This window comes from Candidatus Chlorohelix allophototropha, assembly GCF_030389965.1.
Taxonomy (GTDB): domain Bacteria; phylum Chloroflexota; class Chloroflexia; order Chloroheliales; family Chloroheliaceae; genus Chlorohelix; species Chlorohelix allophototropha.
Genome location: NZ_CP128399.1, coordinates 971,749 through 986,333, shown reverse-complemented (window position 1 = coordinate 986,333; position 14,585 = coordinate 971,749). Strand labels below are relative to the sequence as shown.

The following is a 14,585-nucleotide window of genomic DNA, read 5'->3' as shown; positions in this document are numbered from 1 at the left end:
GTAGTGTCCTTTCTCAATTAGAACATTACTCGTCTGGGCAAGTTGTGCCAACACTGCTTGCCCTTTGGTTTATCTAAACGTCAAGCTGTGGAGAAGATCCGGTTTTTATGCAATGCCCTCATTGTTATTCGCATGCCATTTCTAATCGCTCCAGGTTAACCAAACACGGTTACCCTACCTTTTTTTGTAATTTTTGCCGTCGAACTTTCAATGAAAGAACCAATTCACCCTTCAACAGAACTCAAGCCAAAAACCAGACAATCCTCGAAGTAGTACTCTACCGATTGCGGTTCAAGCTCAGTTTCCAGGATCTGACCGAAATATTTCTGCTTAAAGGCTTTCGCTTCTCAAAAGAGACTTTCCGGCATTGGCAGGAGAAATATGCTCCTCTAATTACCAGCGAGCTAAAGCAATCTCGAAAAGGTAAAGCCACCCTTCGCTGGAAAGCCGATGAAACACTTATAAAAGTAGGTTCAAAATATTATTATTTGTACCGAGCCATCGACAGTAACGGAAAGTTGGTGGAGGTAAAACTTTCAGAGGTTAGGAATATCGAGGCAACTACTTCTTTTTTCGAGCAGACGGTGGCTACAGTGGGCTTCAAGCCAACTCAGGTCACCAGCGACAAAGAAGTGACCTATCCCAAAGCAATCGAAAAAGCGCTGGGTAGTGGAGTGGAACATCGAGCGATTCGATATACTTAATAATCGACTCGAACAAGACCACCGCGGCATAAAAAGTAGATACAGGAGTATGAAAGGCTTCAAGAAGCCTGAAAGTGCTGAACGGTTCTGTCAAGCGTACGATGAGCAGAGAGACTTTTTTAATCACCGACGCTGGCATAAAGATAGGAAAGGTGCAAGGTGGAGGCGGGTAGATTTTGTCAGCAAGTTTTATCAGCTCAAGGGTAAGTTTACGAACAGGCAGTTAGTATGGCGGCAAAGTGAAATAGGAGTTTAAAGCTGAAAGGGTGCTACGAGAGGAATATTTGTTCTCTTGTCTGAAATTCGCCGGAACCAACCTCAAGATCATAAAACCATTATATCCAGAAACTTGCTTAGAGCGTTTACCAATATAAGGAGTAAGAGAGGTATAAGAACTATATTCAAACTCTTATTGATGAATTTCACACGGGGCTTTGCGCTGAATAATGTGACTTCCTTAGCTAACAGCGCTCCCAATAAGGTGAGGATTCCGACTAGGGCTAACATAGAATCACCATTACTGGATAATATTTTGCTGGGTATTAAGCTGATATTCATTGTAGTGAGATTTTGACCTTTCCTTGCCTAAAGCGCCACCAGAGAACAAATACACCACCGATAGCTGCCGGTAAACTGATCCAAATGACCCAGCGCGTCAACGTTGCCAACCAGTTTGTACTATTTCCCTCCAGATAAGGCATTAACAAAAGTACCGTTAGGTTTGCTGTCCCCTGAGCAAGTGATACACAAAGTAGCGAATTTCCCCACTTTGCTAGGAAAGCAAAGCTCAGCCCTATTCCAAATGCAATTATGCATTGGAGTAAGGAACCAGTACTGATGTTCAAAGCTGCATAAAGCAGTGAAACATAAAGAATGGCATACTTTCCAAAGGTTCGAGTGGAAAAAGTTAACAATAGACCCGAAAACAATAATTGTTCGCAAAAACCCGTGCATAATACTAAAACCAGAGTCCATGTAAGAAAAGAGACCCAAGCGAAAGGTTCGGACAGTATCGAAGATTGTAATATAAGGTATTCCAACGCGCCTAGCCCAAACCCGCCAGACGCAATAAGAAGTTGTAGGAATAAATTACCGGTTCTTAGTTTTAACTCAGCTGCGCGAAGCCCCGCCAGCCTAGCAACCTGCCAAATTGAAAATAATACAGGCAGGTATATCATAGGGTAACGGGCTATAGGTGGGAATAAATCCAGCGGTAAGCTCATCGAGAGAATTCGCAAAATCGCTATCACCATCAGAGAGCGGTATAAATTGGCTAGGTCAGAGTTCGCTAGATACGCGCTATGCAGGATAAGGGCTGAAAGAATTAAACAGTGCAGCGCAAGACCGGGCATTGGGTTAGCAGTAGCTATTAACAGTTCTGCCCCTGCGAAAAGAGCCAGATAAAACCAGCTTAACCTATAATGCACAAAAGGAGTGGGAGTAGCAATGTTGCTGGCTTTCACAGGTTTATGGATTCCTTTTAGTAGGGCTAATTCACGTTAAGGCGTAGTCTTAGTTGGCGGTAAGGGTCAAGATTATTATCGAAATATAGCAACAAATCAATTGTTCGAATTCCTACCTGAGAACCGACATTAAATTGCAGCGGTTGTAACCAGAAACCCTCGTTCTCTAGCTTTATTACTTCCGTTCTCGCCAGAACTTCAAGACCGTCTCGTATTTCAATCCGATAACTTACCTGCCGATTTTCCCGGTTAGTAATTCCAGCTTGAATCTTTATAGGCTGACCTATCACCACGTTATAAGGATAATTTTCGGCTTTTCCGGTTGATCCCAGAATGTAAAATTCAGTCAAATGCTCCGAACGAGAGGATTGTAACTCTATTAGCAAAAGACTCAGGAGTACCACTACAACCAGACCGCCAACTATATAAATAAGACGGGATGACGAATTTTGGGCAGGTTGCCATTTTTCAAGAGTACTTACCTCTTTCGGCTCTTCTACTATTAAACGTGTCTGATTCCCGCGCCTGATAACAGCAATTACACTGAAAAGTATAACCCATAATGAAACAGAAATGGTAATCGACCATAGGTTGATGCCTTGTGGGAGTAGGTTGAGAATAAGTACCAGTAGCGCTACTGCTGTAAGGCTTAAACCAAAACTGAGGGCAAGCCGCGATATCCAATCGGGCGCAACTTCGGAGTTGAAGATTGCCTGTAACATGGCATAACCCGGCGCCAACAACACCATAATCAGTCCAAAAGGCACCCTTAACCATGGTAAAGATAGTTGTACCACAACAGGTAGCAAAAGAGCCAGTAGGGTTATCAATAGCAAGTCAAAATTATTAGACTGCACTTTCAAACCTTTTAGCATACGGATGGCTTTCTTTTCATGGAAGCCTCTTTTTCTAACTCTACCACTTGCCTGTAAATTTTGGCTGTTTCTATGGCTGTTTTCTCCCAGTTAAACAAGGCAGCTTGTTCAATACTTAAGCGGCGCAAATGCTTTTGTAAATCAGGTTCGCTAAGTACCCGCTTTATTAAGGTAGCCATTTCCAATGTATCGGTTGGACTGAACAACAAAGCGGCATCTCCTACCACTTCAGGAAGGGAAGCAGCATTGGAACATATAACCGGAGTTCCGCAAGACATAGCTTCCAGAGCAGGTAATCCGAAACCCTCATAGAGCGAGGGAAAGATAAAGGCTGTCGCAATATTATAGAAATAAGCCAAGTCTGTATCCGAAACCCGGTCAAAAAAAACCACCTTGTCGCTTATTCCTAGCAGTTTTGCCTCATCCAACAAATATTGCCTCTCGTGACGGAACTCGGCAGCCCCAACTTTTAGTAATCTTACAGTGGGGAATTCTGCTGAAACCTTGGCAAATGCCGCTAAAAGCCGCCGTATGTTTTTGCGAGGATCTTCGGAGCCAACGTTTAGCAAATAGGGTATATCTTCACGCAGATTATAGCGTTGATAGAAATTGGTCGGCACTTCTTTAACTCTAAAATTCTGCCGATCTACTCCTTCATATACCACTTTAATTCGGTCAGAGGGATATGATAAGAGTCGAATAATGTCTTGGCGCGTATATTCAGAAACGGCAATTAGCATACGAGCTTTCTTCAAACCATACGCTGCCAACCGATTAAAGAATTTATCATAATATTTTAAATGGGTAGTGAACTCAGGGTAGTGATTATAGCACAGGGTAATCAGATCGTGAACCGTTACCACCAACCGCTTGACCTTTTTAAATGCTACGGCAGAGGCGTGATTCTGGGTAGTCAAATGCGTTACGGTGTTACCCACAGCGTCAGGTAACGCTACAGGGAAAGTGCTAAAAAACTTAGCCGAATCAAATCCCAGTTTTCCAACAAAAGGAGGAATAGAAGGGGTTTTAAAATCTGTTACCCCTACCGTTACCTCTTGCAGGGTCAATTCTTGGTAAAGGCTTCGAGCATAGCGCGATAAGCCAGTGGAACTACCTTCGCTTAGTCCGACCAACCTTACAGCAAATTGGCGTATCTCCTCCTCTTTCACTATATTATGACTCGTCATATTTTGCTCAGTTTTCGGTACACCTCAAATGTTTTCGCCGCCGCATTTTCCCAAGTAAACCCTGCCACTCGCTCGAAACCTTTTTTTATTAGCCTTGCTTTCAATTCACTATCTATCATAGCCTTCTCAATGGCATCGACAAGGCTAGGTACATCGTAGGGGTCAACCATAAGACCAGCGCTACCCACTACCTCTGGGAGCGATCCGACATTTGAGGTAACTACAGGTACGCCGCATGACATCGCTTCTAGTGGGGGAAGCCCAAAGCCTTCATACAGCGAAGGAAATACAAAAACTTCAGCGGCGCTATATATATCCGGCAGATGTCCATCTTCTATGTATCCGGTGAAGTTTATTCGATTTTCAAGTTTAAGACGCTGTAAAGCGGTTTCCACACCTCCAGTTTTCCATTGTCGCTTACCTACGATAGTCAGGTTAAGGTCTGGATAGCGCAGAAGTAAAAGCGCATAGGCACTGAGAAGCCCCTCCAAGTTTTTACGCCCATTTATTGCTCCCACATATAACAAATAAGGTTTTTTAATCCCATACCGCTCAAGTATTTGCCGTCTTTTCTTGCCTTCTGGCTGTGCTATAAAGTCTGCCCCCACCCCTTCCGGAATGACAAAAACCTTATCAGGATCTAGTTTTAAATAGCGGATAATATCTTGCTTAGAACAATTACTTACTGTAATAACGGCATCAGCTTTACGGGCAGTGTGAGGAAAATAGTATTTATACCGCCAATTATCCAGCCAATTATGCTTTTCGGGATAAATGTACGTAAAAGCATCATGGATTGTAACTACGCGGGCAACTCCCGCAGCATGACCAAAGAAAGGGGCGATTCCGTTTGGGTCATGAATTAGATCCAACTTATATTTTAGGGAAGCGCGGGAAAGAGCCAGATTTCCTATTGCCATAAGTGCGGGCAGCAAACGGCAACCTGTTAAAGGGTAATGCTCAAAATGATTCCATAACCCTGCTTTATCTTCTTGTTCTGTGGTCAGCAATACAATATCAGGGGATTCGGGCAAAGCATAAAAACCTTTTAAAAGCTCGGTGGCATAGCGACCTATTCCGGTGGGATAGCGGTCAAGACCATAAGTTAGATAGCCAATTCTCATCAGAGCATTAATCCTGAAAAGGGGTTTTTGGATATAATCGGTGTAATTGCGTCTCTCCATTATCATATATTATCAGAGCGTCCGGCGGAAATGGCATAACTTTTTGCAAGCGCTTACTACGCAATCTGTTAAGGCTACTATCCAGCAAGTAGCGTGTTATCGTTTCTCTTAGTTCATAACCATAAAAATCGTTGTGGTTTTTTGATTCCCCCCTTGCAATTGCATACGCGACCGAAAGCCGCTCATCAAAATCTGTCCAAACTTGTGAATATTGAACAGTTTTATCAGTCCAATCCAGCGCTACCAGTTCTGAAATAGAGTAGAAAGTCCATTTATTGCTAAGAGTAGGCTCGTTTGTGACTTTTAAGATAGAAACAAACGCAAGACAGGCAATTGCAAACGCAAGCCCTACCTTCCAGACTCTAATATATCTGGGAGGTTTCCAGTTTGCAAGGAAACGACCAGCCAGCGCCACAGACAACAGAGAAATTGAAGGGAAAAGGCGATATACCAAATTACCGCCACTACCGCTTTTATCCGCTATCCATGATAATACGCCTTGAATACCAAACCCAAGATATAAAAGCCATACAAAAGAGAGCACTGGTGAGTCAGGCTTTTCTTGCTTTACCAGCCATTTCCAACTCATTCCCAACCAGATAACAAACGCGGCTATCGTAATAATCCAGGTAGGTAGACTCAATAACAGGTAAATTATCGGATTTACCCATCCAATCACATCACTAACCGGAATATCAGGCTCTTTGGGGGTACTCAAGAATAGAGCTATAGCGCGATCCCAGATATTTCTAAGGAATACAAGATCGTGCATTGCCGGAGGGTATATATAAAAGGTAAATAGGTAAGCTAGAACTAGACAGGTTAAAATTATATAGCGAAAGCGGAGCAACGCATGAGACCACAATTGCAAGCCTATTTTACCTACCGGCAACGCTATTACTGTGGTCAAGAATAGCGCAAAAATAAAAGAAGCCCCCATGAGGTTATTAAAGCTCATCAGGGTGTAAATTGCGAAATAAAAAAGAATCACATAAGGAATGGATTTTCTGGGTCGCCCCTGTTTCTCAAAGCTTTTTACCAAAAAGTACAGTGAAAGCAACATGAGGCTTCTCGTAAACTTTTCATGGGAACTGCGAAATAACACAAACAAATATTCGGGCTGGGTGAAAAGTAGAAGCGTGGCAAGAATAGTGCCTTTAAGGCTACCGGTAAGCTCATAATAGAGTAACCACGCCGGTAGAACTGCCAATATAGCGGTCAAAGGATAGACCAACTGCTGTAAATCCGCGACAGTCAGACCCGTAAGGGTGGTGATAAAGGCGGTTAGGGCTTGGTAGGAATAGCCGTTTGGATAAACTTCACCACTGCTAGGCACCAATTGCTTATTTTCAATAAAATTCCGGGTTATCTTGCTCAATACGCTAGAGTCTAACTCTGCCCAGTTCCCACCATAGCGACCTATATAATAGATGGCTAAAAGTAAAACATACCCAACTAGGGTGCCACAAACAAGATAATTAGTCGCAACTTGAGGCGAGTTGCCTTGAGGTAGTTTCTGTTTATTCAGCATCATGCGCCTGACCTGAAGTTTGCCAATGCTTCCAGAAAACTAACCCACCTAGGGTAGCGATTGCCCCTAGACAAAGCAACACAAATAATAAGTTCGTGTCAGCCCAGAGTATTTGCGCAATATTATCCGATGAAGCCCCTTTCTCAGGTAAAACCGTAATCTGTTCAGAAACGTGACTGATTAGCTCCTCATTTTTATAGCGCAGCTTGGGAGTAAGCAACCATAGACCGGCGCTACTAGGAGTCCAGATAAAAGGCAGCGAAATTTTGCTGTTGGCGGGTAGTGAGATGGTCTGCGAACTTACTAGGCGCAGCTCTTCTTGGGAGCGCGAGACCCATAATTCCAGTTGACCCTCGCTAATATCTTCCTCCCCATCATTATTTATAGCTATTAGAACTTCATTCTGCTCCAGATAGCGTTTAGGCTGAGTGGAAAGTGTTACCCTTAGCGCAGGAGGGGTGGAGGGCGTAATTCTTAAAGCGCCATCCAAATCTTCCACCACATACTTACCGGGCTTGAGGTCTGTAATACCGGGTAAAGCTTTCTCCTGAGAGTGGAAAGCCTCTCTAAGCTCAAGAATAAATCTAAACGAGCCGTTTTTAAGAGACCGAAAATCACTGAAACTAGCATGGGAAAATAGTATATCCTGCCCCTCGAACTGATTCAGCATCGCCTTAAAATCTGTAGGCTGAAAACTTGCCTGCTGTTCCTTAAGTTTTTTGCCCAAATTCTCCCACTCAGTTTGATTGGTAGGGGGTAAGGTGACAAAAGAAAAGGCGTTTACCCGCGCTTTGCGAAGTAATACTTGCGACCCGTCCTGATAAACTAAATAATCTCCCGCCAAATTTAGCTGGCGAATTTCAGGAGTCAAGCTATCGCTTGAGGCAGGCGAACTATAACGCCACATATCGATATAGCCATCGTGGTCAAGGTCGGTGTAGCTAATTTCCGACTGCCCATCTAAATTCCAAACTCCTCCATCCGCTTTTAACAAGTGAAGTTTATGATCCACCGGGCTGAAATACAAGTAAGGTTTTGCCTGCAAGTTAAGCGAATACTCCCCGCGAAATCCGGCTTGTATATGGGAAAAAGCATCGGCAGGGGGGGTATTTTCAAGTCCGGTAATATAGCGCCAAGGCAATACCTTTTCGCGACCTTTACTATCAGCCTGTTCCACCGTCCATTCGTATATTATCTCTGAAGTCCAGTAGGGCTGTTTTTCTACTTCCACAAAAGTAGCCGCATCCCAGTTTTGCCCTGTTACCCAACCGGGTAGCTTTTGAGGAGGCACTGCCTTTATTGTAAATTCCGGGAAGGAAATTATCTGATCTATCGGCTTTGTCCCGCAAAGGCTCACCTGATAAGTCAGGTTATGATTGTGTTCTTTTCCCCAAGCATATTCTAGAATATTAATCGGTTTCGGAATAGACAAATCACCGGGCAATTGAAAGGGTAGCGCGGCTTCAAAGCGAATCGCTGTATCGGGCCACCCATCTTTTACGCCAGAAAGGTCATAAAAAGCAAAAGGATTCTCAAAATTGGTAGAATTAAGCTGTCCCTCCTTGATTCGGTTTAAGGAATAGACAAAAAAATTGCCCGGTTTCCCGCGTGAAGCTACAAACTCGGAAATCTGCACAATTTTGCCCTTTTCCCAGTCCACCTGAATTGGGGATGCGCTTACGTTATAGCCCTTAATATAATTCCCGACTATTTGGCTTAAATAGGGCCAGAATAATGCCCCGCTAATAGGCGCTTCATTTCCTTCAAAGTTTGCATTAATTTCTGTACGATACTGTCCGCTAACTGTGGGGTCTTCCGGCAGCGGAGACCGATCTTGCCGCCACTCGTATTTTGGAAAACCGCTATTATTAGGGTCTCGCACATGAATCTCAAAATCAAGCTGACCGTCATTTTTTAGTAATTTCTTATAATCATAAATAAAACCAGACCCATAAGAGCCTCTAAGCGAGCCATCCACCAAAATATCCAGATTGAAATTGAGCTTGCCATTTGGTTTCCACCAACCCTCCTGTGCCGTTACTCGCACAGTCCAGCGACCCTGATTTTCTAATATTCGTGGGCTACCGGCATATAGATCGTAGCGAACGTTACCATCACCGTCCCCATCGTCATACAGGTCGGCGTACTGCGCTTTTCCTTCGCGATGAAAATCCAGCGCCAATTTAACCCGCTCATCGTTAGCAACCCTGATTAGCCAGATGGAATCCTCATAATTCAGTTGCTTTTCCCAGCTTACATTGGAGAGCAGGTCTGTTCTGGAATACATTGTAATCAAGAAATGGGCGGTGGAGCTTTCCGAGAGACAATCTAGTTTTAATATTCGAGGTGATTGCGCGGCTCCGCTGCAATTCAAATCTGATTGAGCTAGGGCTGTGGATTGAGTCGGGGCAGCAATGAATGTCAGAGGTAACAACCCTAACAGAGCAAGCGCACCTATTTTCTTTGCCGACTTTATTCGGAAAAAATTGAATTTGAAATCCTTCTTTAGAAAAACCAACGCTATCCCTGCCATTAAAAGTCCGCCCACCGCCGGGCGGTAAAGGCGCACTATAAAGTCGCCCGAAATTTCCGGGAGTAAAAGTCGGCAAGTCGCGGCAATACCCATACTTGAAGCGGCAAAGCCAAACAACAACCCGGCGTGAAAGGTGCCTGATAGCCTGAAGTAGTAAAAAGCCAGCAAGGCAGTTCCAGCAAACGCAGACAACAGATAAGCTAAAGCCAGCAAAAGATTCAAATCCAAAGCGCCCAGCATATAACCACCTAGCCCAATGACTCCCACCAGCAAAAGGCGCAACAGGTTAGCCATTATAGGCAACATGGTTTTTTCAAGCGCAATCAAAGTAACGGTCAAGAGCGGCTCAAGCCCTAAAAATAGGACAGTAGGAGCTAGGATTACTAGGATAGGAGCAGCTGCAAGATATTTCGAGGTATAGAAGAACTCAATTACTATCTCAGGGAAAAACGCCATAAGCGCGGAAACGCTTAACCCCAAAACTACAACCCCCTTGAAATAGATTGCTACCAAATTCGAGGCAGCCTTCTTCCTATCATTAAGGTCATCGATCGAAGTGACCAAACTTCTAAGACGGGGGAATAGCACAGTATTCAGCAAAGGAGTTAGCCCAAGCGGTAAAATCCTCACCAAAGTCCACGCGATGTTGAGTAAAGCTGCCTCACCATACTGGTTCAGGCTACCAAGCCACACCAGCGCATAAGTGTAGTATAACGTCTGAAAAAGAGAAATAGTGTAAGATTGACCTGAAATAGGCAAAGCAACTTTAATATGAGGCAGCGAAAAAAATTTCAGCAAGGGACGCGCAATACCTGTTCCCCATAATAATAATATGCCTAACACACAGGCAAGCCCAAAGGATAGCTCAAGCGCTAATATTACGGATTTGCTGGATTGATTCAAACCTGCTACCAGCAACACTATAAAGGCGATGGGTTGCAGCAGATAAAGCAGGGCAGTTCGCCAGATTTGCTGTAATCCCTGAAAAACCCCGCACAGGAAGTCCGCTACCACCGATAGGCTAGCCGCCAAACCAACTAGGAAATATAAGTCGTCCCCTGTAATCAGAGACAGACACCCGCTTAACAGCAACAATGGTAGCAGTACTGAAAGGCGCATAAGAAACAGGGAGTAAAACATCCGGTTCAGTTCGGAGTAGTTTTTCACGATGTTAAAGCGGGAGAGGTGCTGAATGGCTGAAACGGTCAGACCAAAACCGAAAACAAGTGAAACGATTAGAAAAAGGCTTGTAAAGTAGGTGAGCCGCCCGTATTCATACGGTATTAGATTTCGCGCTACATAGAAACCGCTGAGGGCATTTAGAAATACCATCAGCGCGCTAACAAAAGACATCAGAATAGTAGTTTTTGCCAGAGCAGATTTCCCGTCCGGCTTAGCAATTTGCCCGCCCTGATTCTTACTTTGTACGGTCATTTTACTAAAAACCTATGCGCTTTTTAGGGTGGTTCATAATGTTAGCCTCAGCTATTTTATAATAAACACCGAGAGTCTGGTTTGCAACGGTTGCCCAATCGTATTTAAGGGCTTGTTTTTGACCGTATTCACGCAAGAACTTCTTTTTCCATTCATCTTGATATAGGCTCTCAATAAGCATAGCCAGTTCCTCAAACGAATAGGGGTCAAAAAAGATGCCCCCTTCCCCAATCACTTCCGGCAAACAGGTTGCTCTTGCTGCCAGAACAGGACAACCGCATGCCATAGCTTCTACAGTGGGCAAACTGAAACCCTCGTAGAGAGAGGGCTGTATGAGGATATCGGCAGCGCTATAAAACAGGGGCAAATGCTCGTCTGCCACCTCATCCAGAAAATGAACTGCCTCTGAAACATTGAACTGCTCAATTTCACGCATGGTTCTCTCCCGAAATGCTCCACCGGGCTTTCCAACTTTTAAGAGCAGTGCTTTCGGATAGCTTTTTCGTAGGTGATTAAGGGCTTGCCATAGTACGCCCAAGTTTTTACGAGGCAACTCACTTCCTACATAGAGCAAGGTAGGCTGGTTTTCTGGAAAGAATAAACCAAAGCGGGTCGCAAGTTGGCTACGGGCGTAAGCTTTATCTTGTGGCGTAAAGTGGGCGTGGTCAACCCCTAGAGGAATCGCTGTTATTTTATTTTCAGGTATCGCCAGATGCTTTATTAAAGTCATTTTAGTGTAAAGGGAATCGGCTAAAATATGCGTGGCTCTTCGCATTCCTGATAAAGCCAGCCGGAAAACTACTTTATCCACCAACTTCCGGTTGGTAAAATCGGAGGGGAAAAGCAAACCCCCTAGGTCATGCACAGTCACCACTGCCGGATTGAACCGTCTTGTCAGCAATACCTGCGCTCCCATTATCATTGGAATATGCAAAATTTCCCCTCGACAGTAGGGATATACCCGGAAAAGCTGCTGCACTTCTGCGCCTTGAAGTTGGAAGCTAGACTCCAAATTCTGCAAATTGGCTGCCAGTTGTTGTATATAATTTGTAATGCCACCACTGGAAATGGGGCGGTTGGGATTGTAGCCCACAAGCCTTATAGCTAGAGCTTCATTTTTGGGAGATGAAGTTTTCACCGAAGTCTTTAGCATAAAAGTTTCTACCATCGAATGCGATTCCTAGACAGAAACATGTCAAGCAAGGGCGATGCCCAAATGAAAAAATCCGCAAGCGTCAGAGGCAATAAATACAAAAGAGTGCGGGGCGAAATCGGACGCTGGTAAAGCTTGGCAGTAAACCTAAGATAACGCATTTTTGAAAAAACAGAATGCGTTAACACTAAGAACCAGATTGCTAGGGTTTTGGACCTGAATAATAGCGCTAACAGTGGACAAACCAGCATTATCAAGCCGATTGATACCGTTTTGACGGTTAGCCACAAGTCTTGTTTTGCGCGATACTGCCACCCGTATTGCAGCAGATTGCGCAACCAGCGAGATTGCTTGCGCCGATAAACCCCTAAAGCTTCCGGGTAAACCGTAGGTATCTGGCTGGCGCGGACATAGCGTATTCGAACGCCACTGCTAACCAAACGCCGGGCGAGTTGGTAATCGGTGCCGCTGGAAGCCGGGAAATTCATTCCACCGCTGCGGTCAAGAGCTTGGCGTGTAATAACCGTATTCCGACCGAGTAACCCCTGAATATAATGAGGGCTACGCGCACTTGAAACCGTATCGGAAGCCCAGAGATAGTCTGGCAGGGGCTTGCCCATCTGACAATCCCATGGGCGGGAAGCGCCGGTAACAGCCTGTTCTCCATTCTCTGTAACAGGCTCCAGCAAATATAGCAACGCTCTATCTTGGTACAGGCAATCTGCATCGGTCAGGTAAATAAGTTCACCACTTGCTCGTTCATAACAACGGGACAAAGCGTGTTGTTTGCCTTCGCCGGGAAACTGTTCCAAAATAAGGATGTTCTCCGCGACATGGCGGCATGCCAGCTCTAGGGTGTTATCGGCGCCACCGGCACACAAAATAAGCTCAATATCAGGATAGGTCAGATTTTTGAAAGAAAGCAGATGCGCTTCTATATTAGCTCGCTCATTCCAAGCCGCTACCAATACACTTATTTTAGGGGTGTAACTCAGTAAAGCTTCCCGATTTATTTCGGCTTTTAACTCAGTCAATAGTCGCTTATCGCGTTGCCACAGACGCAAATTTAGAAATGCAACCGCAGTTATCCCTATGGATAAAATGGTTTTACCTACATGCTTTTTCTCATGCTTTTTCTGTAGCAGTTTCTTTAAAATAGAAGATTCGGGCATTTTATAAATTGTCATCATAATCAGGTTATCTCACTTCAGCCAAAATTCAGCTTCAGCTACCGTTGCCCACATCTTGCCCTTCTGCCAGCGATACCGGATTTGTGATTGGCGGTTTTTGACTTCTAGGAATTCCGGGGTTTCTACCACCTTAAGAGCCTGTCCCTTTAACACACACGCTACTTCAAATGTTCCGCTTGTTGCTTCAGGCAAAGGGGCTTTTGAAACGTACCCTGCCAAAAAGCGAAACGCTTTATCACACCATCCCGCCACATGCAAAACATCGCGCACATCTGGCAAGTTTAACCTGTTTCTTCCAGCTTGGCGAGCAAAGCCACTCGCCGTTTGGATACCGCCCGTATCATCTTGACCATTCAGTAATCTCTGAAGCGACCCATCCATTTTGAAATCTGCGCCAAAGGTCGCTAACTCAGCATTAGCCCGTAATATATCACCTAACGCCGCTATCCAGTTCGGAGCAGTATTGGTTGTCCCATTGGAATATACCACAGTAGGAAAACTGCCTTCGCCGAAAGACCAGCTTGTAATAAAGCGCATAATCTTTATCGCCGAATCTAGGAAACGCGCCTGCCCACTCCACCGATAGCCTTTTAGCAGAGCAGTTACACATCTGGCGTTATACAGCGGGAAATATTTTAACACCATCTGATTATCTATACTGTTCTGAGCTACCGCGCCTTCCAACCTGCCCTGTTCTTTCCCGCACTGATATTGTAATATGCGGTTGAGGGTAGGTAAAGCGTAATAGTCCACCCAACGAGACTCCCCGGTCACTTCTGCCAACAGAAAAAGGGCTTCGCAAATGGTAGCCGCCTTATTTGGTACAAAGGTGTTTTTGGCAATGTTATCGCAGAAAGAACGGGATTGTTCATCCCAGAGCTTTTCTATCAGAAACTCTTTGATATTTTGCTCGGCGCAGATGGCATACTTAGGCTGGTCAATTTCCCCTAGGGCTAATGCCAGAGATAGCAGCCCTATATCGCAAGCTGCTTCATGCGGTGTCCCTGCGATAGCCGGATTTCTCTCGAAGGAAGAAGCTTTGAAATTTTTACTTTTTAGCTGTCCTTCCAGCAAATCATTTCCAGCTCGACAAGCTTTCTCTAGCCATTGTGCTTGTCCAGTATTTTTCCATAGCAGCAAATACCCAAGAATTATACCCTCGTAGCGCCAATCCAAGCCGGGACCAGTATACAGAAGACTCTGTTGCCACCAGTGCGCCACAGGTCCACCGTAACCGCCGGGGCAGCGCATAGTTTCCAGCCAAGCTTCCAACCGGGCAAGCGCGTCATCAATAGGGCTATTAGTCAGTTCGGACACGGCTCTAAGTTTTT

11 protein-coding genes are annotated in these 14,585 nt (G+C 44.8%); 2 read left to right on the top strand and 9 right to left on the bottom strand.

The genetic code is table 11. From position 1 onward, the window contains the following. The first annotated feature begins 284 nt into the window (after positions 1 to 284). Together OZ401_RS04170 and OZ401_RS25870 are read left to right on the top strand one after the other, a co-directional pair. Positions 285 to 704, top strand: coding sequence for a DDE-type integrase/transposase/recombinase (locus OZ401_RS04170; protein ID WP_341469456.1), 420 nt, complete (start codon positions 285 to 287; stop codon positions 702 to 704). Further along, positions 670 to 960: a DDE-type integrase/transposase/recombinase gene (locus OZ401_RS25870; protein WP_425607606.1), complete on the top strand. Its 291-nt coding sequence runs from the start codon at positions 670 to 672 to the stop codon at positions 958 to 960. Before OZ401_RS04170 ends, OZ401_RS25870 begins: the two co-directional genes overlap by 35 nt. A 298-nt stretch (positions 961 to 1,258) precedes the next feature. Here the strand turns inward: OZ401_RS25870 and OZ401_RS04165 are convergent, their stop codons facing one another. Genes OZ401_RS04165 through OZ401_RS04125 form a run of 9 tightly spaced genes read right to left on the bottom strand, consistent with a single transcriptional unit; the run spans position 1,259 to position 14,571 of the window. Next, a complete protein-coding gene (locus OZ401_RS04165) occupies positions 1,259 to 2,167 on the bottom strand; it encodes a CPBP family glutamic-type intramembrane protease (RefSeq protein ID WP_341469455.1) in 909 nt (302 codons plus the stop codon). Positions 2,168 to 2,193: 26 nt separating this feature from the next. Further along, positions 2,194 to 3,042, bottom strand: coding sequence for a DUF1616 domain-containing protein (locus OZ401_RS04160; RefSeq protein ID WP_341469454.1), 849 nt, complete (start codon positions 3,040 to 3,042; stop codon positions 2,194 to 2,196). Next, positions 3,036 to 4,229: a glycosyltransferase family 4 protein gene (locus OZ401_RS04155; RefSeq protein ID WP_341469453.1), complete on the bottom strand. Its 1,194-nt coding sequence runs from the start codon at positions 4,227 to 4,229 to the stop codon at positions 3,036 to 3,038. The genes OZ401_RS04160 and OZ401_RS04155 overlap by 7 nt, the downstream gene beginning before the upstream one ends. Next, positions 4,226 to 5,353: a glycosyltransferase family 4 protein gene (locus OZ401_RS04150; protein WP_341469452.1), complete on the bottom strand. Its 1,128-nt coding sequence runs from the start codon at positions 5,351 to 5,353 to the stop codon at positions 4,226 to 4,228. Before OZ401_RS04150 ends, OZ401_RS04155 begins: the two co-directional genes overlap by 4 nt. Positions 5,354 to 5,360: 7 nt before the next feature. Then, positions 5,361 to 6,947, bottom strand: coding sequence for a hypothetical protein (locus tag OZ401_RS04145; RefSeq protein ID WP_341469451.1), 1,587 nt, complete (start codon positions 6,945 to 6,947; stop codon positions 5,361 to 5,363). Next, the gene (locus OZ401_RS04140; protein WP_341469450.1) at positions 6,934 to 10,911 is read right to left on the bottom strand and encodes a lipopolysaccharide biosynthesis protein; all 3,978 of its coding nucleotides are present in this window, start codon (positions 10,909 to 10,911) and stop codon (positions 6,934 to 6,936) included. Before OZ401_RS04140 ends, OZ401_RS04145 begins: the two co-directional genes overlap by 14 nt. A gap of 4 nt (positions 10,912 to 10,915) precedes the next feature. Next, positions 10,916 to 12,079, bottom strand: a complete 1,164-nt coding sequence (locus OZ401_RS04135; protein WP_341469449.1) for a glycosyltransferase family 4 protein — start codon at positions 12,077 to 12,079, stop codon at positions 10,916 to 10,918. Then, positions 12,073 to 13,254: a glycosyltransferase family 2 protein gene (locus OZ401_RS04130; protein ID WP_341469448.1), complete on the bottom strand. Its 1,182-nt coding sequence runs from the start codon at positions 13,252 to 13,254 to the stop codon at positions 12,073 to 12,075. Before OZ401_RS04130 ends, OZ401_RS04135 begins: the two co-directional genes overlap by 7 nt. Positions 13,255 to 13,266: 12 nt before the next feature. Further along, positions 13,267 to 14,571: a hypothetical protein gene (locus tag OZ401_RS04125; RefSeq protein ID WP_341469447.1), complete on the bottom strand. Its 1,305-nt coding sequence runs from the start codon at positions 14,569 to 14,571 to the stop codon at positions 13,267 to 13,269. Between the last annotated feature and the right edge of the window lie 14 nt (positions 14,572 to 14,585).